This is a genomic window from Amycolatopsis acidiphila (genome assembly GCF_021391495.1).
In the GTDB taxonomy this organism is placed as follows: domain Bacteria; phylum Actinomycetota; class Actinomycetes; order Mycobacteriales; family Pseudonocardiaceae; genus Amycolatopsis_E; species Amycolatopsis_E acidiphila.
On sequence record NZ_CP090063.1, the window covers coordinates 629,028 to 651,481 of the forward strand.

Sequence of the window (22,454 nt, forward strand, 5' to 3'; positions counted from 1 at the left end):
AGCAACAGTCCAGGAGGACATTCCAGTGGCGAAGGCGAAGTTCGAGCGGAGCAAGCCGCACGTCAACATCGGAACCATCGGTCACGTCGACCACGGGAAGACCACTCTGACCGCGGCGATCACCAAGGTTCTGCACGACAAGTACCCGGAGCTCAACGAGTCCCGTGCGTTCGACCAGATCGACAACGCGCCGGAGGAGAAGCAGCGCGGTATCACGATCAACATCTCGCACGTCGAGTACCAGACCGAGAAGCGTCACTACGCGCACGTGGACGCCCCCGGTCACGCGGACTACATCAAGAACATGATCACCGGTGCCGCCCAGATGGACGGCGCGATCCTGGTGGTCGCCGCGACCGACGGCCCGATGCCGCAGACCCGTGAGCACGTGCTGCTCGCCCGTCAGGTGGGTGTGCCCTACATCGTGGTGGCGCTGAACAAGGCCGACATGGTCGACGACGAGGAGATCCTCGAGCTCGTCGAGCTGGAGGTTCGTGAGCTGCTGTCCTCGCAGGAGTTCCCCGGCGACGACGCCCCCGTGGTCAAGGTCTCGGGCCTCAAGGCGCTCGAGGGCGACGAGAAGTGGGCCGAGTCGGTGCTCGAGCTCATGCAGGCTGTGGACGACAACGTGCCGGACCCGGTGCGTGACCTCGACCGCCCCTTCCTGATGCCGATCGAGGACGTCTTCACCATCACCGGCCGCGGCACCGTCGTGACCGGTCGTGTGGAGCGCGGCCAGGTCAACGTCAACGAAGAGGTCGAGATCGTCGGCATCAAGGAGAAGTCGCAGAAGACGACTGTCACCGGTGTCGAGATGTTCCGCAAGCTGCTCGACTCGGGCCAGGCCGGTGACAACGTCGGTCTGCTGCTGCGTGGCATCAAGCGTGAGGACGTCGAGCGCGGCCAGGTCGTCGTGAAGCCCGGCACCACCACTCCGCACACGGAGTTCGAGGGCTCGGTCTACATCCTGTCCAAGGACGAGGGTGGCCGGCACACGCCGTTCTTCAACAACTACCGCCCGCAGTTCTACTTCCGCACCACGGACGTGACCGGCGTGGTGACCCTCCCCGAGGGCACCGAGATGGTCATGCCGGGCGACAACACCGAGATCTCGGTGTCGCTGATCCAGCCGGTCGCCATGGACGAGGGTCTGCGGTTCGCCATCCGTGAGGGTGGCCGGACCGTCGGCGCGGGCCAGGTTACCAAGATCATCAAGTGATTTCCTCCCAGTCCCGGGGGCCTATACACCCCCGGGGCTGGGTTGCGAAAGCACGTGTGCGACACTATTTGGGTTGCTCGTCGCAGGGCGGCCGATTCTCATCGCAGATTCGGCCGCCCTGGCGCGAGTGGCCTGGGGCCGGGCTTCTCCGGCAGGAATCCAGACCAACCGGCACGACAACGATCCCTACGGGATCAGTCTGCACATCGGGCGCGACACGCCCGACCGCGTGGACCGGGCAGAAGCCAGTTGACGTGCGGAAATAGCGGCACAAGACGGTAAGGACGAGCTGCAACCATGGCGGGACAGAAGATCCGCATCAGGCTCAAGGCCTATGACCACGAGGCGATCGACGCCAGCGCGCGCAAGATCGTGGAGACGGTGACGCGCACCGGAGCCTCGGTCGTCGGACCTGTGCCGCTGCCCACCGAGAAGAACGTTTACTGCGTCATCCGCTCGCCGCACAAGTACAAGGACTCGCGCGAGCACTTCGAGATGCGCACGCACAAGCGTCTGATCGACATCCTCGACCCGACGCCGAAGACGGTCGACGCGCTGATGCGCATCGACCTGCCGGCGAGCGTCGACGTCAACATCCAGTAAGCGTTGGGCGAGCGGCGGAGATAAGAGACTCATGTCTGACAGGCAAATGAAGGGCATTCTGGGCAAGAAGCTCGGCATGACGCAGGTCTTCGGCGAGGGCAACCGGATCGTCCCGGTGACCGTCGTGCAGGCCGGGCCGAATGTCGTCACCCAGGTGCGTACGAAGGACAACGACGGCTACGAGGCCGTGCAGCTGGCGTTCGGCGCCGTGGACCCCCGCAGGGTCAACAAGCCCGAAACCGGCCACTACGACAAGGCGGGCGTGACGCCGCGGCGATACCTCGCCGAGCTGCGTACCACCGACGCGGCCAGCTACGAGATCGGCCAGGAGATCACCGCCGAGGTGTTCCCCGCCGGTTCGCGCGTGGACGTCACCGGGACCAGCAAGGGCAAGGGCTACGCCGGTGTCATGAAGCGGCACGGCTTCAAGGGCCAGGGCGCCAGCCACGGTGCGCAGGCCGTGCACCGCAAGCCGGGTTCGATCGGTGGCTGTGCCACCCCCGGCCGCGTCTTCAAGGGCGTGCGGATGGCCGGCCGGATGGGCCACGTCAAGACCACGACCCAGGGCCTCACCGTGCACGACGTGCGCGCCGAGGACGGCCTGCTGCTGATCAAGGGCGCCGTGCCCGGCGCCAACGGCAGCCTCGTGTTCGTCAAGACCGCCGCGAAGGGTGGTGCCACCGCATGACCAGCGTCGAGCTGAAGAACCCGGCCGGCAGCGGCAGTGATTCCGCAGGCAGCCTGGAGCTCCCGCCCGAGATCTTCGACGTGCAGGCCAACGTGCCGCTGATGCACCAGGTCGTGGTCGGCCAGCTGGCCGCCGCCCGTCAGGGCACCCACGACACCAAGACCCGCGGTGAGGTCTCCGGTGGCGGCAAGAAGCCGTACCGGCAGAAGGGCACCGGCCGCGCCCGCCAGGGTTCGACCCGGGCGCCGCAGTTCGCCGGTGGTGGCACCGTGCACGGCCCCACGCCGCGCGACTACACCCAGCGCACCCCGAAGAAGATGAAGGCCGCCGCTCTGCGTGGCGCCCTCTCCGACCGGGCGCGCGCGGGCCAGCTGCACGTGGTGACCGAGCTGGTGACGGGCGAGAAGCCCTCCACCAAGGCCGTCAAGACGGCGCTCGCCGCGGTGACCCCCGCCAAGCGGGTCCTCGTGGTGCTGCACCGCGACGACGAGCTGACCTGGTTGTCGGCACGGAACCTGCCGAACATCCACCTCATCTGGGCGGACCAGCTCAACACCTACGACGTGCTGGTCAACGACGACGTGGTGTTCACCAAGGCGGCGTACGACGTCTTCATCGCCGGCCCGGTCAAGGGCAAGAGCGTGAAGGCCTCCGCGACGTCCACTGAGGTCGAAGGGAGTGACCAGTGAGCAGCGTGGCGATCCCCGACCCGCGTGACATCCTGCTCGCGCCGGTGATCTCCGAGAAGTCCTACGGACTGCTCGAGGACCACAAGTACACGTTCGTCGTCCGGCCGGACGCCAACAAGACCCAGATCAAGATCGCGGTCGAGCAGGTGTTCGGCGTCAAGGTCGTCAGCGTCAACACGCTGAACCGGACGGGCAAGCGCAAGCGCACCCGCTACGGCTTCGGCAAGCGCAAGGACACCAAGCGCGCCATCGTGACGCTGTCCGCCGAGAGCAAGCCGATCGAGATCTTCGGCGGACCCGCCGCGTAAGGGACTGAGCTGACAATGGGTATTCGCAAGTACAAGCCGACGACGCCGGGCCGTCGTGGCTCGAGTGTGTCGGACTTCGCCGAGATCACCCGGTCGACGCCGGAGAAGTCGCTGCTGCGCCCGCTGAGCAAGAGCGGTGGCCGCAACGCGTCCGGCAAGATCACCACCCGGCACAAGGGTGGCGGCCACAAGCGGGCCTACCGGATCATCGACTTCCGGCGCAACGACAAGGACGGCATCCCGGCCAAGGTCGCGCACATCGAGTACGACCCCAACCGGTCCGCCCGGATCGCACTGCTGCACTACGTCGACGGCGAGAAGCGCTACATCATCGCGCCGGAGAAGCTCAAGCAGGGCGACAAGGTGGAGAGCGGCCCCCGCGCCGACATCAAGCCGGGCAACAACCTGCCGCTGCGCAACATCCCGGTCGGCACCGTGGTGCACGCGATCGAGCTCCGCCCCGGTGGCGGCGCGAAGATCGCCCGCTCCGCCGGCGCCCGGGTGCAGCTGGTGGCCAAGGACGGGCCGTACGCCCAGCTGCGGATGCCCTCGGGCGAGATCCGCAACGTGGACGTGCGCAACCGCGCCACGATCGGCGAGGTCGGCAACTCCGACCACGCCAACATCAACTGGGGCAAGGCGGGCCGCAACCGCTGGCGCGGCAAGCGCCCGACCGTCCGTGGTGTCGTGATGAACCCGGTCGACCACCCGCACGGTGGTGGTGAGGGCAAGACCTCCGGTGGCCGCCACCCGGTGAACCCGAACGGCAAGCCCGAGGGTCGTACCCGTCGTCGCAAGCCGTCCGACCAACTGATCGTCCGCCGCCGGCGTACCGGCAAGAAGCGCTGAGCAGGGAGGTAGAAGAATATGCCGCGCAGCCTGAAAAAAGGCCCGTTCGTGGACGACCACCTGCTCAAGAAGGTGGACGCCCTCAACGAGTCGGGCAAGAAGACGGTGATCAAGACGTGGTCCCGCCGGTCCACGATCATCCCCGACATGCTGGGGCACACGATCGCCGTGCACGACGGCCGCAAGCACGTCCCGGTGTTCGTCACCGAGGCGATGGTGGGTCACAAGCTGGGCGAGTTCGCCCCGACGCGGACCTTCAAGGGCCACATCAAGGACGACCGCAAGTCGCGCCGTCGCTGAGCGCGCACCGAGAAGAGGAACTAACGAATGAGTGCCCAGAAAGACGCTACGGCCGAGGCTCTGCCTGTGGCCCACGCGCGGGCTCGCTTCGTCCGGGACTCGCCGATGAAGGTGCGCCGGGTGATCGAGCTGATCAAGGGTCGTAACGCCCAGGAGGCGCTGGCGATCCTGCGGTTCGCGCCGCAGGCCGCCAGCGAGCCGGTGGCGAAGGTGCTCGCGAGCGCCATGGCCAACGCGGAGAACAACCTGGACCTGGACCCCGAGACGCTGTGGGTGAAGAACGCCTACGCCGACGAGGGTCCGACGCTCAAGCGCATCCGCCCGCGTGCCCAGGGGCGTGCGTACCGGATCCGCAAGCGGACGAGCCACATCACGGTCGAGGTCGAGTCCCGCCCTGAGGCCAAGAAGAGCGGTAAGAAGAAGGGTGGCCGGTAGTGGGCCAGAAGATCAACCCGCACGGCTTCCGGCTCGGGATCACCACGGACTGGAAGTCCCGTTGGTACGCCGACAAGCAGTACGCGGAGTACGTGGCCGAGGACGTCAAGATCCGCAAGCTGCTCTCCACGGGCATGGAGCGCGCCGGCATCTCCAAGGTCGAGATCGAGCGCACCCGTGACCGCGTCCGCGTCGACATCCACACCGCCCGGCCGGGCATCGTCATCGGCCGCCGCGGCGCGGAGGCCGACCGCATCCGTGGCGCGCTGGAGAAGCTGACCAAGAAGCAGGTGCAGCTGAACATCCTCGAGGTGAAGAACCCCGAGGCCGACGCCCAGCTCGTCGCGCAGGGTGTCGCGGAGCAGCTGTCCAACCGCGTGGCGTTCCGCCGCGCGATGCGCAAGGCGATCCAGACCTCCATGCGTTCGCCGCAGGTCAAGGGCATCCGCGTGCAGTGCGGCGGTCGTCTCGGCGGCGCCGAGATGTCCCGTTCCGAGCACTACCGCGACGGCCGGGTCCCGCTGCACACGCTGCGTGCGGACATCGACTACGGCTTCTTCGAGGCCCGCACCACCTTCGGCCGGATCGGCGTGAAGGTGTGGATCTACAAGGGCGACATCGTCGGTGGCCTGAAGGCCAAGGCGGAGCGCGACAACGCCGCGGCCGCCGAGCGCGCGCCGCGCCGCGACCGTCCGTCCCGCCCGCGTCGCTCCGGCTCCTCGGGCACCACGCCGACCTCCACCGAGGCCGGCCGGGCCGCGGCCGCCGCCAAGACTGACATGGACGTCGCGACCAGCGAAGCCCCTGCGCAGGGCAAGCCGGACGCGGCCGAGAAGACGGAGGGCTGAGGCGTGCTCGTCCCACGCAAGGTCAAGCACCGCAAGCAGCACCACCCGAAGCGCACCGGTGCCGCCACGGGCGGCACGAAGGTGACCTTCGGCGAGTACGGCATTCAGGCGCTTGAACACGCTTACGTGACCAACCGGCAGATCGAGTCCGCTCGTATCGCCATGACCCGGCACATCAAGCGTGGCGGCAAGATCTGGATCAACATCTTCCCGGACCGCCCGCTGACCAAGAAGCCGGCCGAAACCCGCATGGGTTCCGGTAAGGGTTCGCCGGAGTGGTGGATCGCCAACGTCAAGCCGGGCCGCGTGATGTTCGAGATGAGCTTCCCGAACGAGCAGACCGCCCGCGAGGCGTTGCGTCGCGCGATCCACAAGCTGCCCATGAAGTGCCGCATCGTGACCCGTGAAGGTGGTGAGTTCTGATGGCGAAAGCCGGAGTCGCTCCCTCGGAGCTGCGCGAGCTCACCAACGAGGAGCTCGTGCTGCGCCTGAAGGAGGCCAAGGAGGAGCTGTTCAACCTCCGCTTCCAGATGGCCACCGGGCAGTTGGACAACAACCGTCGGCTGCGCACCGTGCGCACCGACATCGCGCGGATCTACACGATCATGCGTGAGCGGGAGCTCGGCCTGTCCGTCTCCCCCGACGGCGAAGATGAAGAGGGTGCTGCCTGATGGGTGAGCAGACCGAAGAGCTCGCGAAGCAGCCGGTGCAGAGCGCGGAGAGCGGTCGTAACTACCGCAAGGTCCGCGAGGGCTACGTGGTCTCGGACAAGATGGACAAGACCATCGTGGTCGAGCTCGAGGACCGCAAGAAGCACCGCCGGTACGCCAAGGTCGTCCGCTCCACCAGCAAGGTGAAGGCGCACGACGAGGAGAACACCGCCGGCGAAGGCGACCGCGTGATTCTCATGGAGACCCGCCCGCTGTCGGCCACCAAGCGGTGGCGGCTCGTGCGAGTCGTGGAGAAGGCCAAGTAAGCAGGGGCTCGTTCCCTATCCGTTCCGCCAGGCTCGCCAGAGCGAGAACCGGCGAGACATACAGGAGTTGACGTGATCCAGCAGGAGTCGCGACTGCGAGTCGCCGACAACACGGGTGCCAAGGAGATCCTCTGCATCCGCGTGCTCGGCGGTTCGGGGCGGCGCTACGCGGGTATCGGCGACATCATCGTCGCCACCGTTAAGGACGCCATCCCGGCTGCCGGGGTGAAGAAGGGTGACGTGGTCAAGGCCGTCGTCGTCCGCACGGTGAAGGAGCGGCGTCGCCCGGACGGCTCCTACATCCGGTTCGACGAGAACGCCGCGGTGCTCATCAAGAACGACAACGAGCCGCGTGGGACCCGTATCTTCGGTCCGGTCGGCCGTGAACTGCGCGACCGGAAGTTCATGAAGATCATCTCGCTGGCTCCGGAGGTGCTCTGAACATGAAGGTCAAGAAGGGCGACACGGTCGTCGTCATCTCGGGCAAGGACAAGGGCGCCAAGGGCAAGGTCATCCAGGCCTACCCGGAGCGGCAGCGCGTGCTGGTCGAGGGCGTGAACCGGATCAAGAAGCACACCCGGATCACCCAGACCCAGCGGGGCGCGCAGTCGGGCGGCATCGTCACCCAGGAGGCGGCGATCCACGTGTCGAACGTGATGGTCGTCGACTCGGACGGCAAGCCGACCCGCGTGGGCTACCGCGTCGGCGAGGACGGCAAGAAGGTTCGCGTCGCGCGCAGGACCGGTAAGGACATCTGATGACGACCGCAGAGAAAATCGTGCCGCGGTTGAAGACCCGCTACCGCGAGCAGATCAAGAGCGACCTCCAGAAGGAGTTCAGCTACGCCAACGTGCACCAGATCCCTGGCGTGGTGAAGGTCGTCGTCAACATGGGCGTCGGCGACGCCGCGCGGGACAGCAAGCTGATCGAGGGCGCCATCCGCGACCTGGCCACCATCACCGGGCAGAAGCCCGAGGTGCGCAAGGCGCGCAAGTCCATCGCGCAGTTCAAGCTGCGCGAGGGCCAGCCCATCGGCGCCCGCGTCACGCTGCGCGGGGACCGCATGTGGGAGTTCCTGGACCGGCTGCTGAGCATCGCGCTGCCGCGTATCCGTGACTTCCGCGGGCTTTCGCCGAAGCAGTTCGACGGCAACGGCAACTACACCTTCGGTCTCAACGAGCAGTCGATGTTCCACGAGATCGACCCCGACGCCATCGACCGCCCCCGCGGCATGGACGTCACCGTTGTGACCACCGCTACCACCGATGACGAGGGCCGCGCGTTGCTTCGCAAGCTCGGCTTTCCGTTCAGGGAGGCCTAAGCCATGGCCAAGAAGGCACTGATCGCCAAGGCCGCGCGCAAGCCGAAGTTCAAGGTGCGCGCCTACACCCGTTGCAACCGCTGTGGCCGGCCGCACTCGGTCTTCCGCAAGTTCGGACTGTGCCGGGTGTGCCTGCGCGAGATGGCGCACGCGGGCGAACTGCCCGGCGTGTCCAAGTCCAGCTGGTAATCCAAGAACTTTCAGGCTCCCACTTCGCCACAGGCCCACGGTCCGTCCGCGGGAACCAGGCGAGAAAGGTTGACAGGTCACCATGACGATGACCGACCCGATCGCAGACTTCTTGACTCGTCTGCGCAACGCCAACTCGGCGTACCACGACGAGGTCGTGCTGCCCCACTCGAAGCTCAAGGCGAACATCGCGGAGATCCTCAAGCGCGAGGGTTACATCGCGAGCTACCGCTCCGAGCCGGGCGAGAAGCACAAGAACCTCGTCGTCGAACTGAAGTACGGCCGCAACCGCGAGCGCAGCATCGCGGGTCTGCGCCGGGTGTCCAAGCCGGGGCTTCGGGTGTACGCCAAGTCCACCGAGCTGCCCAGCGTGCTCGGCGGCCTCGGCATCGCGATCATCTCGACGTCCGGCGGTCTGCAGACCGACCGGCAGGCCAAGCGCAACGGCGTGGGCGGGGAAGTCCTCGCCTACGTCTGGTGAGGAAGGGAGAGTAGGCATGTCACGTATCGGAAAGCTGCCGATTCCCGTCCCTTCCGGGGTCGAGGTGACCATCGACGGCCAGCACATCGCGGTCAAGGGGCCCAAGGGCACCCTGTCGCACACCATCGCCGAGCCGATCATCGTCGAGCGCGACGAGGACGGCACGTTGCAGGTGAAGCGGCCTGACGACGAGCGCGAGAGCAAGGCACTGCACGGCCTCACCCGCACCCTGGTGAACAACCTGGTGGTGGGCGTGACCGACGGGTACGAGAAGAAGCTCGAGATCCACGGTGTCGGTTACCGCGTGCAGGCCAAGGGCAAGGACCTCGAGTTCGCCCTCGGCTACAGCCACCCGGTGCTGATCGAGGCCCCGGAGGGCATCACCTTCAAGGTGGAGACCCCGACCCGGTTCTCGGTGTCCGGCATCGACAAGCAGCAGGTCGGCCAGACGGCCGCGGTGATCCGTCGCCTGCGCCGCCCCGACCCGTACAAGGGCAAGGGGCTGCGCTACGAGGGTGAGCGCATCCGTCGCAAGGTCGGAAAGACGGGTAAGTAGGCCATGACTGAAACGGCAGCAACTACGCGGAAGCCGATCGGCAAGGACGTTTCGACCCGGCGCCGCGTCGCGAAGACGCGTCGGCACTTCCGGCTCCGCAAGAAGATCAGCGGCACCGCGCAGCGGCCGCGGCTCTCGGTCAAGCGGTCCTCGCGGCACATCTACGTCCAGGTGATCGACGACCTGACCGGCCACACGCTGGCCGCGGCGTCGACCATGGAGGCCGATGTGCGCGCCGTGGAAGGCGACAAGAAGGCCAAGGCCGCCAAGGCCGGCGAGCTGGTCGCCGCCCGTGCGAAGAACGCGGGCATCTCGGGTGTCGTGTTCGACCACGGTGGCAACGGCTACCACGGTCGCATCGCGGCGCTGGCCGACGCCGCCCGTGAGGGCGGGTTGGAGTTCTAGTCCGATGCACGAGCACGTGAATGGAAGGAAAGCCTGATGCCGGGACGTACACGGCAATTCGGCGGCGGGCAGGGCGGACCGGGCGGTCAGGGCGGCAACGACCGCGGTGACCGCCGGGACCGCAGGGACCGTCGCGACAGTGGCCGTGGCGGGGCCGGCCAGGAGAAGACCCCGCACCTCGAGCGCGTGGTCGCGATCAACCGCGTCGCCAAGGTGGTCAAGGGTGGCCGTCGCTTCAGCTTCACCGCACTGGTGGTCGTCGGCGACGGCGACGGTCAGGTCGGCGTCGGCTACGGCAAGGCCAAGGAGGTGCCCGCGGCGATCGCCAAGGGCGTCGAGGAGGCGAAGAAGAACTTCTTCCGCGTTCCTCGGATCGCCGGCACCATCCCGCACCCGATCCAGGGTGAGGACGCCGCCGGTGTGGTCCTGCTCCGTCCGGCCAGCGCCGGTACCGGTGTGATCGCCGGTGGCCCGGTGCGCGCGGTGCTGGAGTGCGCGGGCGTGCACGACGTGCTGTCCAAGTCGCTCGGCAGTGACAACGCGATCAACATCGTGCACGCGACCGTGGCGGCCCTGAAGGGCCTGCAGCGTCCCGAGGAGGTGGCGGCCCGCCGTGGCCTGCCGCTCGAGGACGTCGCGCCGGCCCGGATGCTGCGCCAGCGTGCGGGACAGGGGGTCTGACATGGCTCAGGTCAAGGTCACCCAGGTCAAGAGCAAGATCGGCACGAAGCAGAACCACCGGGAATCGCTGCGGACCCTCGGCCTGCACAAGATCCGGCAGTCCGTGGTCCGGGAGGACACCCCCCAGGTCCGTGGCCTGATCCACACGGTGCGTCACCTCGTGACAGTTGAGGAGGTGCAGGCATGACCGCCATCAAGATCCACCACCTGCGCCCGGCGCCCGGCGCCAAGCGCGACAAGATCCGGGTCGGCCGTGGTGAGGGCTCGAAGGGCAAGACCGCGGGCCGCGGTACCAAGGGCACCAAGGCTCGCAAGAACGTGCCCGCCGGGTTCGAGGGTGGGCAGATGCCCATCCACATGCGGCTGCCGAAGCTGCGTGGCTTCAAGAACCGGTTCCGCACGGAGTACCAGCCGGTGAACGTGGGCGACATCGCCCGGGTGTTCACCGACGGTGGCGCCGTGTCGAAGGAGGACCTGGCCACTCGCGGCCTCGTCCGCAAGGGCAAGCTGGTGAAGGTGCTGGGCAACGGGGACGTCAGCGTCAAGCTGAACGTCACCGCCGACGCCTTCTCCGCCTCGGCCAAGGAGAAGCTCGAAGCCGCCGGTGGCACCGCCACCACGGCCTGACGCTTTACCGATAGGAACGGCCCGCCGGGTGCACCCCGGCGGGCCGTTTCGCTTTTCCGGCGCCGGATGATCGTGACGGCGCCGTGCTGGGGCCGGGGCATCCGCGGTGTCAGGATCGGGTGATGACGGAGGGGGCGGTGCCGGCCGAGGACGTTCCTGCTCGCAGACAGTCCTCGTGGCTGGTCGCGCGGTTGCTGGGCGTGCTCGCGGCGGTGGTGGCCGCGGTGCTGGCGATCGTCGGCTCGTTCCTGTCGCTGGTGTCCGGGGAGCTGACCTACCTCGGCCGTCCGGTGATGACACTGGCGGTCACCGGCTGGGACCTCGACGCCCACGCGCCCGCCGGGGAGCCCACGCCGGTGGCGACCCCGGGCGGGACGGCGCAGAACGGCATCCCGCTGACCATCGCGGGCTGCCTGCTGGTCGTGGCTGCCATCGTGGGCATCCTCGCCGCCCCGCGGTTCGCGCCCGCCTGGGCGCGGTCGGCCGCCGTCCTGGCCGGCTCCGTCGCGGCGGCCTTCCTGACCGGTACGGTCGTCACCGTCGCGGCGCAGGTGGTCAACCTGTCGGAAACGATCCGGCCGACGGGCACGGCGGCCGGCAATGCCGGCTACGGCGCCGCCGCGGGCCCCGCGGCGGGATTCTGGCTCGAGCTCGTCGCGGCTCTGCTGGCCATCGCCGCGGCGGTGTTGTTCGCGCTGCCGCCGCGCCGGCCGGCACCCGAGATGACCACCCCGCACAACGACTTCCCGCCGTCCCCGCCGCAACCCTGACGCCCGTCCGCCCCGGACCGCGCCGCCCCGCTGGTACTGCCGGGCAGGTCGGCGGCCGCCAAAGGCAACCTGCGGTGAAGTGGGTGGGCGCCCGGCTGTTAGAGTCGGCAACACGCTGCGGGACAAGTCTGTCCTGAAGCGTTCCTGGCTTGCCCGCCAGGCAGTTGTGTTCCTGCCGGCCACCGTGCCGGCCAAGCCGATCGCCGGCGACACCCGTCGGCGACGCCGAGGAGGTCCCCCGCGTGCTCAGCGCCTTCCGCTCGGCTCTCGCTACGCCGGACCTGCGCAAGAAGATCCTGTTCACGTTGCTGATCGTGGCCGTCTACCGGATCGGTGCGGTCACGCCGGCACCCGGGATCTCCTACCCCAACGTGCAGACGTGTGGCGCGCAGGCCGACTCATCGGGCATCTACTCGCTGCTGAACCTCTTCAGCGGCGGCGCGCTCCTGCAGCTGTCGATCTTCTCCACCGGCATCATGCCGTACATCACGGCGAGCATCATCGTCCAGCTGCTCACGGTCGTGATCCCGCGCTTCGAGGAGCTGAAGAAGGAAGGCCAGTCCGGTCAGAACAAGCTGACGCAGTACACCCGGTACCTGACGATCGCGCTGGCGATCCTGCAGGCCACCGGCGTCGTCGCGCTCGCCGACCGCGGCCAGCTGTTCCCGAACTGCACCGCGTCGATCATCCCGGACAACAGCATCTGGTCGCTGGCCATCATCGTCATCACGATGACCGCGGGCACGGCCGTGATGATGTGGCTGGGCGAGCTCATCACCGAGCGCGGCGTCGGCAACGGCATGTCGGTGCTGATCTTCCTGAACATCGCGGCCCGCATCCCGGCCGAGGGCATCAACATCCTCAACAGCCAGGGCGGCCTCGTCTTCGCCTTCGTCTGCGTGTTCGGCCTGCTGATCATCGCGAGCGTCATCTTCGTGGAGCAGGGCCAGCGCCGGATCCCGGTGCAGTACGCCAAGCGCATGATCGGCCGCCGGATGTACGGCGGGACCTCGACCTACCTGCCGATCAAGGTCAATCAGGCCGGTGTCATCCCGGTCATCTTCGCTTCCTCGCTGCTGTACCTGCCGGACCTGATCAGCCGGCTGGTGGGCAACCCGACCAGCTCCTCCGGCTGGCAGGTCTTCCTCCAGAACTACGTGGTCAACCAGGGCAGCTGGGTGCACATCCTGCTGTACTTCGCCCTGATCATCTTCTTCACGTACTTCTACATCACGATCACGTTCAACGTGGACGAGCGTGCGGAGGAGATGAAGAAGTTCGGCGGCTTCATCCCGGGCATCCGCCCGGGCAGGCCGACCGCCGAGTACCTGAGCTTCGTACTGGGCCGGATCACCCTTCCCGGGTCGATCTACCTCGGCGTCATCGCGATCCTGCCGAACTTCTTCCTGTCGATGACCCAGCAGGGGAACAACCAGAGCTTCCCGTTCGGCGGGACAGCTGTGCTGATCATGGTCGGTGTCGGGCTCGACACCGTGAAGCAGATCGAAAGCCAGCTGATGCAGCGCAACTACGAAGGGTTTCTGCGATGACGCGCCTGGTTCTTGTCGGCCCGCCCGGAGCGGGGAAGGGTACCCAGGCGGTCGCCCTCTCGGAGAAGCTCGGGGTGCCGCACATCTCCACCGGCGACCTGTTCCGCGCGCACGTCTCCGAGCGCACCCCGCTGGGTGAGGAAGCCAGGCGGTACCTGGACTCGGGCGAGCTCGTGCCCGACACGGTGACCAACGAGATGGTGCGCGAGCGGCTCGCCGAGCCCGATGCCGAGCACGGTTTCCTGCTCGACGGGTTCCCGCGCACCACCAAGCAGGCCGAGGTGCTGGGCCATCTGCTCGGGGAGTCGAACCAGAAGCTCGACGCCGTCATCCAGCTCGAGGTGCCCGAGGACGTCGTGGTGAACAGGCTGCTCTCGCGCGGCCGTTCGGACGACACCGAGGACGTCATCCGGCGCCGCCAGCAGGTGTACGTCTCGGAGACCGCCCCGCTGCTGGACTACTACAAGGACATCCTGATCAAGGTCGACGGCGTCGGCTCGGTCGACGAGGTCTCCGGCCGGGTGCTCGACGCCCTGCGCGAGCGCCGGTGAGCTGGAAAGCGTTTCAGGTGTTGAGACTGCTGCGAAGGCGAAACTCGATCGAGGTCAAGACCCCGGCCCAGCTGGAGGCGATGCGGGCCGCGGGTCTGGTGGTGTGGCGCACCCTCGCCCTGCTGGCCGAGACGGCCAAGCCCGGGATGAGCACCGCCGAGCTCGACGAGCTCGCCGAGCAGACCATCCGGGACGCCGGCGCGGTGCCCTCTTTCAAGGGTTACCACGGCTTCCCCGCCTCGATCTGCGCGTCGGTGAACGACCAGATCGTGCACGGCATCCCGGCGAAGAGCACGGTCCTGGGCGACGGTGACCTGATCTCGATCGACTGCGGTGCGATCCTCGACGGCTGGCACGGCGACTCCGCCGTCACGCTCGCGATCGGCTCGGTCAGCGAGGCGGACCTGGCGCTGTCCGCGGCCACCGAGGCGGCCATGTGGGCCGGGATCAAGGCCGCCGTCCCCGGCGCCAAGCTCACCGACATCTCGCACGCCGTGCAGACCGCCGCGGACGCCGCATCGGCCGCCGACGGGGTCGAGTACGGCCAGATCGTCGAGTACGGCGGGCACGGCATCGGCCGCGAGATGCACATGGACCCGTTCCTGCCGAACATCGGCAAGCCGGGCAAGGGCCCGCGGCTCGAAGTGGGCATGGCGCTGGCCATCGAGCCCATGCTGACCGGCGGCACCAGCGAGACCGTCGAGCTCGAGGACGGCTGGACCGTCGTCACCGCCGACGGGTCCCGTGCCGCGCACTGGGAGCACACCGTCGCCATCACCGCCGACGGCCCCCGCGTGCTCACCGGGCCCGAAACGGCCTGAGATGACCGCCTGGTGGCGGTCCGCTTAACACACCTCCCCCCGCCTCGCACGGCGCGACACGGAGTGCGTAGACTGTCTAGTCGGCGTACTCATCACGCCGGTTCCAGCGCGCTCGTGAAAATGTTTGCGGCTTTGGAGTCGGGGTGGCGTGTGTGCCGGCACCACCAAGGCAGGCATTCGGTGCTCAACCAATATCACGAAACGCGGAGGACATGGCTAAGAAAGACGGGGCCATCGAGGTCGAGGGTCGCGTGGTCGAGCCACTCCCCAACGCGATGTTTCGAGTCGAGTTGGAGAACGGCCACAAGGTCCTGGCGCACATCAGCGGCAAGATGCGGCAGCACTACATCCGCATCCTGCCGGAGGACCGGGTCGTCGTGGAGCTCTCGCCCTACGACTTGTCCCGTGGTCGCATCGTCTACCGCTACAAGTGATGACGGTGAGCAACGCATAAGGAAGCAGGAGACGTGAAGGTTCAGCCGAGCGTCAAGAAGATCTGCGACAAGTGCAAGGTGATCCGCCGCCACGGCCGGATCATGGTGATCTGCGAGAACCTGCGGCACAAGCAGCGTCAGGGCTGATCGCGAGCACTCCGCGCAGAGCGGACTGACAGCGAGAAAACCCTCCCCGCACCTGCCGGGCCGCGCGAGCGGCACGGCACACCCCCGGACTCCAGGCCGGGGCCGGGACACCAACCGCGCAAGCGGGTGGCACGACAGCGAGTCGGTCCCGGAACCGGGCGGGGAGCACACCTGGAGCGAGAAGAAACCACGAAGGAGCATCAGCGCCCATGGCACGACTCGCCGGCGTAGACCTCCCCCGCGAAAAGCGGTTGGAGATCGCGCTGACCTACATCTACGGCATCGGCCGTACCCGCTCGAAGCAGCTCGTCTCGGCGGCGGCCCTGAACCCGGACACCCGGGTGCGGGACCTCTCCGACGACGACCTCGTCAAGCTGCGGGACTACATCGAAGAGAACTTCAAGGTCGAGGGTGACCTTCGCCGCGAGGTGAACGCCGACATCCGGCGGAAGATCGAGATCGGCACCTACCAGGGCCTTCGCTGGCGCCGCGGGCTGCCCGTGCGCGGCCAGCGGACGAAGACCAACGCCCGTACCCGCAAGGGGCCGAAGAAGACGGTCGCCGGCAAGAAGAAGGCTGGCAAGAAGTGAGCGTTCATGGCAAGAAGGTCGTGCAGATGGGCGGTCAGCGCCTCTCGCGGACCTCATGTGTATCGCCGAAGGCTCTCTACGCCCGCCCGATGGCCCTGCGCGACCTGTACACCGACGCCGGTTCCGTGATCCGGCGCGGTCAGCAGGAAGCGCGCATCGCCGCCGCCGCCGAGCGAACCGACAACTCGCGCTAACGAGGAGAAGCACCCACACATGCCACCGAAGTCTCGTACCGCCGGGACCAAGAAGGTCCGGCGGAAGGAAAAGAAGAACATCGCGCACGGTCACGCGCACATCAAGAGCACCTTCAACAACACGATCGTGTCGATCACCGACCCGACCGGTGCGGTGATCGCCTGGGCCTCTTCCGGCCACGTCGGGTTCAAGGGCTCCCGCAAGTCCACCCCGTTCGCCGCCCAGATGGCCGCCGAGAACGCCGCCCGCAAGGCGGCCGAGCACGGCATGAAGAAGGTCGACGTCTTCGTCAAGGGCCCGGGCTCGGGCCGCGAGACGGCGATCCGCTCGCTGCAGGCCGCCGGTCTCGAGGTCGGCACCATCCAGGACGTGACCCCGCAGCCGCACAACGGCTGCCGCCCGCCCAAGCGGCGCCGGGTCTGAGGAACGGGGAGGAGTAAGAACACATGGCTCGCTACACCGGCCCCGCGACTCGTATCTCGCGGCGTCTCAAGGTCGACCTCATCGGCGGCGACCAGGCTTTCGAGCGTCGCCCCTACCCGCCCGGCCAGCACGGCCGCGGCCGGGTCAAGGAGAGCGAATACCTGCTCCAGCTGCAGGAGAAGCAGAAGGCCCGGCACACCTACGGCATCCTCGAGCGGCAGTTCAGTCGCTACTACAAGGAAGCCGCTCGCCGTCAGGGCAAGACCGGTGAGAACCTGCTGCAGATCCTCGAGTCCCGCCTGGACAACGTGATCTACCGCGCGGGCATCGCCCGCACCCGCCGTCAGGCCCGGCAGCTGGTCTCCCACGGCCACTTCCTGGTCAACGGCGTCAAGGTGAACATCCCCAGCTACCAGGTCGAGAAGTTCGACATCATCGACGTGCGGCCCAAGTCGCTGCAGATGCTGCCGTTCGTGGCCGCCAAGGAGTCCTTCGGCGACCGCCCGATCCCGGCCTGGCTGCAGGTCGTGCAGTCGAACCTCCGCGTCCTGGTGCACCAGCTCCCCGAGCGTGCCCAGATCGAGGTTCCGGTGCAGGAACAGCTGATCGTCGAGTTCTACTCGAAGTGATCGACCGCGGCGGCGCGCATCCCGCGCGCCGCCGCTTCGCCACCCCTTTCGGCGTCATATGGCGGGCGCCGGCAGGAAAGGAAACAGGAAAGTGCTGATTTCACAGCGACCGGCCCTCGGCGAGGAGCCGATCAACGAGACCCGGTCCCGGTTCACCATCGAACCGCTGGAGCCGGGCTTCGGCTACACCCTCGGCAACTCGCTGCGGCGCACGCTGCTGTCGTCCATCCCGGGCGCGGCGGTCACGAGCATCCGCATCGACGGGGTGTTGCACGAGTTCACCACCGTCCCGGGGGTGAAGGAGGATGTCACCGACATCATCCTGAACCTCAAGGAGCTGGTCGTGTCCTCCGAGGAGGACGAGCCGGTCACCATGTACCTGCGCAAGCAGGGCCCTGGTGAGGTCACCGCGGCGGACATCGTGCCGCCGGCGGGCGTCACCGTGCACAACCAGGATCTGCACATCGCGGCGCTGAACGGCAAGGGCAAGCTGGAGATCGAGCTGGTCGTCGAGCGCGGCCGCGGCTACGTGCCCGCCCTGCAGAACAAGCAGGCCGGCGCCGAGATCGGCCGGATCCCGGTCGACTCGATCTACTCGCCGGTGCTCAAGGTCACCTACAAGGTCGAGGCGACTCGTGTCGAGCAGCGCACCGACTTCGACAAGCTGATCCTGGACGTGGAGACCAAGCCGTCGATCACGCCCCGGGACGCGGTCGCGTCGGCCGGTAAGACGCTGGTGGAGCTGTTCGGTCTCGCTCGCGAGCTGAACGTCGACGCCGAGGGCATCGAGATCGGCCCGTCGCCGCAGGAGGCGGACACCATCGCCGCCTACGCGATGCCGATCGAGGACCTGGACCTCACGGTCCGGTCGTACAACTGCCTCAAGCGCGAGGGCATCCACACGGTGGGCGAGCTGGTCTCGCGCAGCGAGGCGGACCTGCTCGACATCCGCAACTTCGGCGCCAAGTCGATCGACGAGGTCAAGCTGAAGCTGGTGGGTCTGGGCCTGTCGCTCAAGGACAGCCCGCCCGGGTTCGACCCGACGGCCGCCGCCGCCAGCTACGACGGCGAAGGCTGGTCCGACAGCGTCGACGGTATTTCCGATGCTGGCCACGACGACGGCCAGGACTACGCAGAGACGGAGCAGCTGTAACCCGTTCGTCCACTGTGGATCTTCCATAGTGGACGGGCGCGGCCAGCCGCGAAGCTGAACGAGGAGAAGCAATGCCCACCCCCACGAAGGGCCCCCGTCTCGGTGGATCGCCGGCCCACGAGCGGTTGATGCTGGCGAACCTGGCCACGTCGCTGTTCGAGCACGGCAAGATCACCACCACCGAGGCCAAGGCTCGCCGGATGCGTCCGCTCGCCGAGAAGCTGATCACCAAGGCCAAGCGCGGCGACCTGCACAACCGGCGCCAGATCCAGCGGGTCATCCGCGACAAGGATGTGGTGCACAAGCTGCTGGTCGAGATCGGCCCGTTCTTCGCCGAGCGCGCCGGCGGTTACACCCGGATCACCAAGACGATCCCGCGCAAGGGCGACAACGCCCCGATGGCGGTCATCGAGCTGGTGGCCGAGAAGACCGTGACCGCGGAGGCCGAGAAGGCACGCAGCACCCGGTTCGCCAAGGACGAGGCCAAGACGGAGGCTCCCGCCGAGGAGACCACCGTCGCCGAGGAGACCCCGGACCAGGACGCCGAGGCCCCCACCTCCGCGACCACCGAGGCCACCGCGGAGCCGGCCGAGGGTGCCGACGAGGCGTCGGACGCCGAGGCCGCGTCTTCCAAGAAGGACGAGTCCTGACGGCAGAGTTCGCTTCAGGCAACGAGCCCGCTTCTCCCCCCGGGGAGGGCGGGCTCGTTCGTCTGCGCCTGGACGTCAGCTACGACGGTACGGACTTCTCCGGCTGGGCCCGTCAGCCGGGGCGGCGCACCGTGCAGGGGTTGCTCGAGGACGCGCTGGCCAAGCAGCCGCCGGGGCAGTCGGTGCCCAGGTCGGTGGTGGTGGCCGGGCGGACCGACGCCGGGGTGCACGCAAGCGGCCAGGTCGTGCACGTCGACGTGGTGCCGCTGGCGGGTCCGTCCGGGCGGCTGGCGGTGGACGAGCACGGGGTTCCGGACCTGCAGCGGATGTGCCACCGGTGGAACCGGTACCTGCCGGGCGACATCCGGGTGCTCTCGGCACGCGTGGCGCCGCCGGGTTTCGACGCGCGCTTCTCGGCCGTGCGGCGGCATTACCGTTACCGCATCTCAGACGCCCCGTGGGGCGTGGATCCGTTGCTGCGCCGGGACACCCTGGGGTGGGGGCGGTCGCTGTCCGTGGACGCGCTGAACCAGGCTTCCGAGGCTCTGCTGGGACTGCGGGACTTCGCGGCGTTCTGCAAGCAACGCGAGGGCAGCACCACCATCCGCGAGCTGCAGCGCTTCGCCTGGCGCCGGCTGGACACGCATCTCGTGGAGGCCGAGGTCTCCGCCGATGCCTTCTGCCACTCGATGGTGCGCAGCCTGGTGGGCGCGCTCCTGCTCGTCGGCGACGGGCGCCGGGCGCCGGACTGGCCCGCGTCCGTGCTGCGCAGCCATGTCCGTGGCAGCGCCGTGGCGCCACCGCACGGCCTGACGCTCGTCGCCGTGGACTACCCCCCGGACGAGGAATTGGCGGCGCGGGCCGAGCAGACCCGCGCCGTGCGACCCGCCTCCGACGCGCTCTGAAACCCGAAACGGGGGCCCGCAGGCCCCCGTTTCGGTGTCGCTCGCTCAGTCCCCGCGGCGGACCGGGCCCAGCAGTTGCTGTTCCTTCGCCGTCGTGACCAGGCGCAGCGGGCGCCACAGGTTCGCGCCCAGCGCCACCACCTGGTCGTCCTTGAGCGTGGTCAGCTGGCGCATCATCTGCGGCGGCAGCCGCCAGATCCGGGCCGCGAGCTCCGCCTGGCCGACCGGCAGCCGCTGCATCAGCACGATGTCCGCCGCGTTCGCGATGGTCGTGGCCTGCGGGTGCAGGTACGGCAGCACGTAGACCGTCGTCTGCCATGGCGAGCGCGGGGGGAACAGGTCCTGCGGCGTCGGGCCGCCGTCGGTTACCACGAGCAGCGGCGCGTCCTCCGAGGGCCGCGGCAGCTCGACGGGCGAGAGCCGCCGGATCTGTGCCAGCGGCGACGGCCGCCCGTTCGGTCCGGTGCCCGCGGCCTGCGGCAGCACCTGCCACGCCGCCGGGCGCCCGGTCGCGATGACCACCCACGCCCCGACCGCCATGGCGCGCAGCGCCACCTGCCGCGCGAGGTAGAGACCACCGACGAGCACGATGCGGGTGGGCATCGCGCGCAACGCGGAGATCGTCAGCGGTTCGCCGTTGAGCCCGGAACCCACCACGATCCCGCCGCGGTCACCCGACGGGCTGACCGCGTCGAGCAGCTTCGGGTCCACAGTGAACTCCGGCGCGACACCGTTGTTCCGGCCCGGGTCCCGCAGTCGGAGGCTCATGGGCGTCCTCGCTTCCCTCGTACCTCGGTTCGCGACGACGCCCATGAGGCACGACGGCGCTGTGTCGATGGGAGCGCTTCCTCCCTGCGGTCGTCAGTGCTCATGCCGTCCCTCCTATCGGCAAGGTCGCCGCGAGCCCTTCGACCTGCAGGCCCCGCAGCGGCGTCAGCGAGACACCGACCCTGCCGGCCAGCGTCGAGAGCCTGTCGTCGGCCGCGTCCAGCTCACGCGGGTTGCGTGCGCTCATCCGGACGACGCCACGCAGCCCGATCTGGCCTTCGTCGTCGGCGGGGGAGATCGACAGCGCCACCGTCGCGGACAGCGCCCGCACGCTCGTCAGCGCGTTGAGGCTGCTCGTGATCTTGCCCTTCGGCCAGCTCGTGATCGCGTAGCTGGCATGGCCGATGCCCGCCGCGGTCGCGCTCGTCCAGTGCTCGCGCAGGCTGGTCCTGGCGTCGCTGCCCGCGACGGCGGTCAGCTCGGCTGCGGAGATGCCCGCGCGCAGCAGCTCGTCCGGGTCCAGCGGTCGCGTCGGCACGCCGCGGGACTCCAGGGCGTTGCGCACGCGGGACAGGGCGCCGATCAACGCGCGGTGTGCGCCGACCACGCCGCCGCCCCGCTCCCGCACCGCCGCCGGGCAGCGCCGCGGGTCCAGCCGGATCGCCACCCACGTGGTGCGCCGGGCGGCCGCGGGCAGCGGGCCGAGCACCTCCATGTACGAGCTGAGCGCGGGCGACTCCGACGGCAGCGCCGCACTGCCCGGGTAGGTGTGCCAGATGACCTGGATGGAGTCGAGCACCACGCCACGATCCTCGAGACACGGCGCGAGCGCCGAGAGCGGCAGGCTGGGCGCGCCACCGGCCTGGGTGATCAGCGCCGGGGCCGGCTCGACCAGCAGTACCGCGGTCCAGGTGCCGTCGTGCCAGGCGAGGCCGACCTGCTGGCGTTCGTGGTCGGTGCCGTGCGCCACCACGAGGTCCGGCACGACGAGGCGCAGCAGGCTGACCCGCGCGTCCTCGGGGCCGGTGACCGTCTCGTCCTGGTTCGGCTCGACCTTCGGCGGGGCCGGGGTCGCCACCCGGTCGTGTGAACGGAACAGGTAGCGCAGGGTCAGCCCGAACCACTGGGTGAACCACTTGCCACGCCAGCGGATGATCGCGATCAGCAGCGCGGCCCCGGCGATGCCGACGCCGACGTACAAGAGGGACTTGTTGATCGCGAGCAGGACCAGCCCGATCGCGAGGCCCACCTCGAGCACGACCAGGTTGACCACCGGCAGCGGCCCGAGGCTCGCGCCGGTACGCCGACGGCGCGCGGGCGGCGCGATCGGTGCCGGGGTCGCTCCGCCTGCCGGCTGCGGCGGCCGCGCCGGGGGAGGACCACCGGGTCCGCCAGGCCCTCCCGGTCCGCCGGGCCCACCGGGGCCTCCTGGTCCGCCGGGTCCGCGCGGCGGCGGGCCACCCGCGGGGCCACCCGGCCCGCCTTGCCGGGGTGGCGGACCCGCCGGTCGCCGGGGCGGCGGCGAGCCAGGCGGCCCGCCCGGTCGTGGCGGCGTGGTGACGGACATCCGCGCTTTCTCTTCCCCTCGTAGTACTGCTGCCGAAAGCGAATCCGACACTAGCGGCTGGCCCGGCCCAAGTTCCCCGAAACCCGCACCAGTACGGTTCTCCTACGGTTATCCTGCGGAACCGTA

At 68.7% G+C, this 22,454-nt stretch carries 38 protein-coding genes; 36 read left to right on the plus strand and 2 right to left on the minus strand.

The features are described from left to right. Nucleotides 1-25 precede the first annotated feature (25 nt). From tuf to truA, 35 genes are all read left to right on the plus strand, one after another. Nucleotides 26-1,219, plus strand: a complete 1,194-nt coding sequence (tuf, locus tag LWP59_RS03085; RefSeq protein WP_144643240.1) for an elongation factor Tu — start codon at nucleotides 26-28, stop codon at nucleotides 1,217-1,219. A 297-nt stretch (nucleotides 1,220-1,516) separates the two neighbouring features. Then, a complete protein-coding gene (rpsJ, locus tag LWP59_RS03090) occupies nucleotides 1,517-1,822 on the plus strand; it encodes a 30S ribosomal protein S10 (RefSeq protein WP_003883485.1) in 306 nt (101 codons plus the stop codon). 31 nt (nucleotides 1,823-1,853) lie between these two features. After that, nucleotides 1,854-2,510 (plus strand): 50S ribosomal protein L3, encoded by a 657-nt coding sequence (gene rplC, locus LWP59_RS03095; protein ID WP_144643241.1) that lies wholly within the window; start codon nucleotides 1,854-1,856, stop codon nucleotides 2,508-2,510. Continuing rightward, nucleotides 2,507-3,199, plus strand: coding sequence for a 50S ribosomal protein L4 (rplD, locus tag LWP59_RS03100; RefSeq protein WP_144643242.1), 693 nt, complete (start codon nucleotides 2,507-2,509; stop codon nucleotides 3,197-3,199). The genes rplC and rplD overlap by 4 nt, the downstream gene beginning before the upstream one ends. Continuing rightward, nucleotides 3,196-3,507 carry a 50S ribosomal protein L23 gene (gene rplW, locus LWP59_RS03105; protein ID WP_144643243.1) on the plus strand — a complete coding sequence of 104 codons (312 nt, stop codon included), beginning with the start codon at nucleotides 3,196-3,198 and terminating at the stop codon, nucleotides 3,505-3,507. Before rplD ends, rplW begins: the two co-directional genes overlap by 4 nt. Nucleotides 3,508-3,522: 15 nt before the next feature. Beyond that, a complete protein-coding gene (gene rplB / locus LWP59_RS03110; RefSeq protein ID WP_144643244.1) occupies nucleotides 3,523-4,356 on the plus strand; it encodes a 50S ribosomal protein L2 in 834 nt (277 codons plus the stop codon). Nucleotides 4,357-4,374: 18 nt separating this feature from the next. Next, nucleotides 4,375-4,656, plus strand: coding sequence for a 30S ribosomal protein S19 (gene rpsS / locus LWP59_RS03115; RefSeq protein ID WP_027940998.1), 282 nt, complete (start codon nucleotides 4,375-4,377; stop codon nucleotides 4,654-4,656). Between the two features lie 27 nt (nucleotides 4,657-4,683). Continuing rightward, nucleotides 4,684-5,091, plus strand: a complete 408-nt coding sequence (gene rplV, locus LWP59_RS03120; protein WP_144643245.1) for a 50S ribosomal protein L22 — start codon at nucleotides 4,684-4,686, stop codon at nucleotides 5,089-5,091. Beyond that, a complete protein-coding gene (gene rpsC / locus LWP59_RS03125; protein ID WP_144643246.1) occupies nucleotides 5,091-5,939 on the plus strand; it encodes a 30S ribosomal protein S3 in 849 nt (282 codons plus the stop codon). Before rplV ends, rpsC begins: the two co-directional genes overlap by 1 nt. 3 nt (nucleotides 5,940-5,942) lie before the next feature. Continuing rightward, nucleotides 5,943-6,362: a 50S ribosomal protein L16 gene (rplP, locus tag LWP59_RS03130; RefSeq protein ID WP_144643247.1), complete on the plus strand. Its 420-nt coding sequence runs from the start codon at nucleotides 5,943-5,945 to the stop codon at nucleotides 6,360-6,362. Beyond that, nucleotides 6,362-6,610, plus strand: a complete 249-nt coding sequence (rpmC, locus tag LWP59_RS03135) for a 50S ribosomal protein L29 (RefSeq protein WP_144643248.1) — start codon at nucleotides 6,362-6,364, stop codon at nucleotides 6,608-6,610. Before rplP ends, rpmC begins: the two co-directional genes overlap by 1 nt. Next, the gene (gene rpsQ, locus LWP59_RS03140) at nucleotides 6,610-6,915 is read left to right on the plus strand and encodes a 30S ribosomal protein S17 (RefSeq protein WP_144643249.1); all 306 of its coding nucleotides are present in this window, start codon (nucleotides 6,610-6,612) and stop codon (nucleotides 6,913-6,915) included. Before rpmC ends, rpsQ begins: the two co-directional genes overlap by 1 nt. A 72-nt stretch (nucleotides 6,916-6,987) precedes the next feature. Then, the gene (rplN, locus tag LWP59_RS03145; RefSeq protein ID WP_091505022.1) at nucleotides 6,988-7,356 is read left to right on the plus strand and encodes a 50S ribosomal protein L14; all 369 of its coding nucleotides are present in this window, start codon (nucleotides 6,988-6,990) and stop codon (nucleotides 7,354-7,356) included. Nucleotides 7,357-7,358: 2 nt separating this feature from the next. Then, a complete protein-coding gene (gene rplX / locus LWP59_RS03150; protein ID WP_144643250.1) occupies nucleotides 7,359-7,673 on the plus strand; it encodes a 50S ribosomal protein L24 in 315 nt (104 codons plus the stop codon). Next, nucleotides 7,673-8,236 carry a 50S ribosomal protein L5 gene (rplE, locus tag LWP59_RS03155; protein ID WP_144643251.1) on the plus strand — a complete coding sequence of 188 codons (564 nt, stop codon included), beginning with the start codon at nucleotides 7,673-7,675 and terminating at the stop codon, nucleotides 8,234-8,236. Before rplX ends, rplE begins: the two co-directional genes overlap by 1 nt. Before the next feature lie 3 nt (nucleotides 8,237-8,239). Continuing rightward, on the plus strand, nucleotides 8,240-8,425 hold the full coding sequence (locus tag LWP59_RS03160) for a type Z 30S ribosomal protein S14 (RefSeq protein ID WP_091505019.1): 186 nt from the start codon (nucleotides 8,240-8,242) through the stop codon (nucleotides 8,423-8,425). An 82-nt stretch (nucleotides 8,426-8,507) separates the two neighbouring features. Next, the gene (gene rpsH / locus LWP59_RS03165) at nucleotides 8,508-8,906 is read left to right on the plus strand and encodes a 30S ribosomal protein S8 (protein WP_144643252.1); all 399 of its coding nucleotides are present in this window, start codon (nucleotides 8,508-8,510) and stop codon (nucleotides 8,904-8,906) included. A gap of 16 nt (nucleotides 8,907-8,922) precedes the next feature. After that, a complete protein-coding gene (rplF, locus tag LWP59_RS03170; protein WP_144643253.1) occupies nucleotides 8,923-9,462 on the plus strand; it encodes a 50S ribosomal protein L6 in 540 nt (179 codons plus the stop codon). A gap of 3 nt (nucleotides 9,463-9,465) precedes the next feature. After that, a complete protein-coding gene (gene rplR / locus LWP59_RS03175; RefSeq protein ID WP_144643254.1) occupies nucleotides 9,466-9,867 on the plus strand; it encodes a 50S ribosomal protein L18 in 402 nt (133 codons plus the stop codon). A 36-nt stretch (nucleotides 9,868-9,903) separates the two neighbouring features. Then, nucleotides 9,904-10,548 (plus strand): 30S ribosomal protein S5, encoded by a 645-nt coding sequence (gene rpsE / locus LWP59_RS03180; protein WP_144643255.1) that lies wholly within the window; start codon nucleotides 9,904-9,906, stop codon nucleotides 10,546-10,548. A gap of 1 nt (nucleotide 10,549) precedes the next feature. After that, nucleotides 10,550-10,735, plus strand: coding sequence for a 50S ribosomal protein L30 (gene rpmD / locus LWP59_RS03185; protein WP_144643256.1), 186 nt, complete (start codon nucleotides 10,550-10,552; stop codon nucleotides 10,733-10,735). Further along, entirely contained in the window at nucleotides 10,732-11,175 is a 444-nt protein-coding gene (gene rplO / locus LWP59_RS03190; protein ID WP_144643257.1) for a 50S ribosomal protein L15, read from the plus strand. Before rpmD ends, rplO begins: the two co-directional genes overlap by 4 nt. Nucleotides 11,176-11,297: 122 nt before the next feature. After that, nucleotides 11,298-11,945 carry a hypothetical protein gene (locus LWP59_RS03195; protein WP_144643258.1) on the plus strand — a complete coding sequence of 216 codons (648 nt, stop codon included), beginning with the start codon at nucleotides 11,298-11,300 and terminating at the stop codon, nucleotides 11,943-11,945. 242 nt (nucleotides 11,946-12,187) lie between these two features. Next, nucleotides 12,188-13,495 carry a preprotein translocase subunit SecY gene (gene secY, locus LWP59_RS03200; RefSeq protein ID WP_144643259.1) on the plus strand — a complete coding sequence of 436 codons (1,308 nt, stop codon included), beginning with the start codon at nucleotides 12,188-12,190 and terminating at the stop codon, nucleotides 13,493-13,495. Next, nucleotides 13,492-14,046, plus strand: a complete 555-nt coding sequence (locus LWP59_RS03205) for an adenylate kinase (protein ID WP_144643260.1) — start codon at nucleotides 13,492-13,494, stop codon at nucleotides 14,044-14,046. The genes secY and LWP59_RS03205 overlap by 4 nt, the downstream gene beginning before the upstream one ends. A 26-nt stretch (nucleotides 14,047-14,072) precedes the next feature. Next, a complete protein-coding gene (gene map / locus LWP59_RS03210; RefSeq protein WP_144643270.1) occupies nucleotides 14,073-14,867 on the plus strand; it encodes a type I methionyl aminopeptidase in 795 nt (264 codons plus the stop codon). A gap of 212 nt (nucleotides 14,868-15,079) precedes the next feature. Then, the gene (infA, locus tag LWP59_RS03215) at nucleotides 15,080-15,301 is read left to right on the plus strand and encodes a translation initiation factor IF-1 (RefSeq protein WP_004558881.1); all 222 of its coding nucleotides are present in this window, start codon (nucleotides 15,080-15,082) and stop codon (nucleotides 15,299-15,301) included. Nucleotides 15,302-15,334: 33 nt separating this feature from the next. Continuing rightward, complete coding sequence (rpmJ, locus tag LWP59_RS03220; protein ID WP_004558882.1) at nucleotides 15,335-15,448, plus strand: 50S ribosomal protein L36; 114 nt, start codon at nucleotides 15,335-15,337, stop codon at nucleotides 15,446-15,448. A gap of 209 nt (nucleotides 15,449-15,657) precedes the next feature. Further along, complete coding sequence (rpsM, locus tag LWP59_RS03225; RefSeq protein ID WP_144643261.1) at nucleotides 15,658-16,038, plus strand: 30S ribosomal protein S13; 381 nt, start codon at nucleotides 15,658-15,660, stop codon at nucleotides 16,036-16,038. Then, nucleotides 16,035-16,232, plus strand: coding sequence for a hypothetical protein (locus tag LWP59_RS03230; RefSeq protein WP_144643262.1), 198 nt, complete (start codon nucleotides 16,035-16,037; stop codon nucleotides 16,230-16,232). Before rpsM ends, LWP59_RS03230 begins: the two co-directional genes overlap by 4 nt. Nucleotides 16,233-16,251: 19 nt before the next feature. Continuing rightward, nucleotides 16,252-16,656, plus strand: a complete 405-nt coding sequence (rpsK, locus tag LWP59_RS03235; protein WP_144643263.1) for a 30S ribosomal protein S11 — start codon at nucleotides 16,252-16,254, stop codon at nucleotides 16,654-16,656. A 23-nt stretch (nucleotides 16,657-16,679) separates the two neighbouring features. Continuing rightward, nucleotides 16,680-17,285, plus strand: a complete 606-nt coding sequence (rpsD, locus tag LWP59_RS03240; RefSeq protein ID WP_144643264.1) for a 30S ribosomal protein S4 — start codon at nucleotides 16,680-16,682, stop codon at nucleotides 17,283-17,285. Between the two features lie 91 nt (nucleotides 17,286-17,376). Next, nucleotides 17,377-18,438: a DNA-directed RNA polymerase subunit alpha gene (locus LWP59_RS03245; protein ID WP_144643265.1), complete on the plus strand. Its 1,062-nt coding sequence runs from the start codon at nucleotides 17,377-17,379 to the stop codon at nucleotides 18,436-18,438. A 71-nt stretch (nucleotides 18,439-18,509) separates the two neighbouring features. Further along, nucleotides 18,510-19,088 (plus strand): 50S ribosomal protein L17, encoded by a 579-nt coding sequence (rplQ, locus tag LWP59_RS03250; RefSeq protein ID WP_144643266.1) that lies wholly within the window; start codon nucleotides 18,510-18,512, stop codon nucleotides 19,086-19,088. 62 nt (nucleotides 19,089-19,150) lie between these two features. Next, nucleotides 19,151-19,993 carry a tRNA pseudouridine(38-40) synthase TruA gene (truA, locus tag LWP59_RS03255; RefSeq protein WP_373299904.1) on the plus strand — a complete coding sequence of 281 codons (843 nt, stop codon included), beginning with the start codon at nucleotides 19,151-19,153 and terminating at the stop codon, nucleotides 19,991-19,993. Between the two features lie 45 nt (nucleotides 19,994-20,038). On the opposite strand, the gene LWP59_RS03260 is transcribed toward truA, so the two are convergent. Together LWP59_RS03260 and eccE are read right to left on the minus strand one after the other, a co-directional pair. Further along, the gene (locus tag LWP59_RS03260) at nucleotides 20,039-20,761 is read right to left on the minus strand and encodes a hypothetical protein (protein ID WP_144643268.1); all 723 of its coding nucleotides are present in this window, start codon (nucleotides 20,759-20,761) and stop codon (nucleotides 20,039-20,041) included. A gap of 100 nt (nucleotides 20,762-20,861) precedes the next feature. Next, entirely contained in the window at nucleotides 20,862-22,034 is a 1,173-nt protein-coding gene (eccE, locus tag LWP59_RS03265; RefSeq protein WP_186383464.1) for a type VII secretion protein EccE, read from the minus strand. 56 nt (nucleotides 22,035-22,090) lie between these two features. On the opposite strand from eccE, the gene LWP59_RS03270 reads away from it, so the two are divergent. Further along, entirely contained in the window at nucleotides 22,091-22,321 is a 231-nt protein-coding gene (locus tag LWP59_RS03270; RefSeq protein ID WP_186383465.1) for a hypothetical protein, read from the plus strand. The last annotated feature ends 133 nt before the right edge of the window (nucleotides 22,322-22,454 follow it).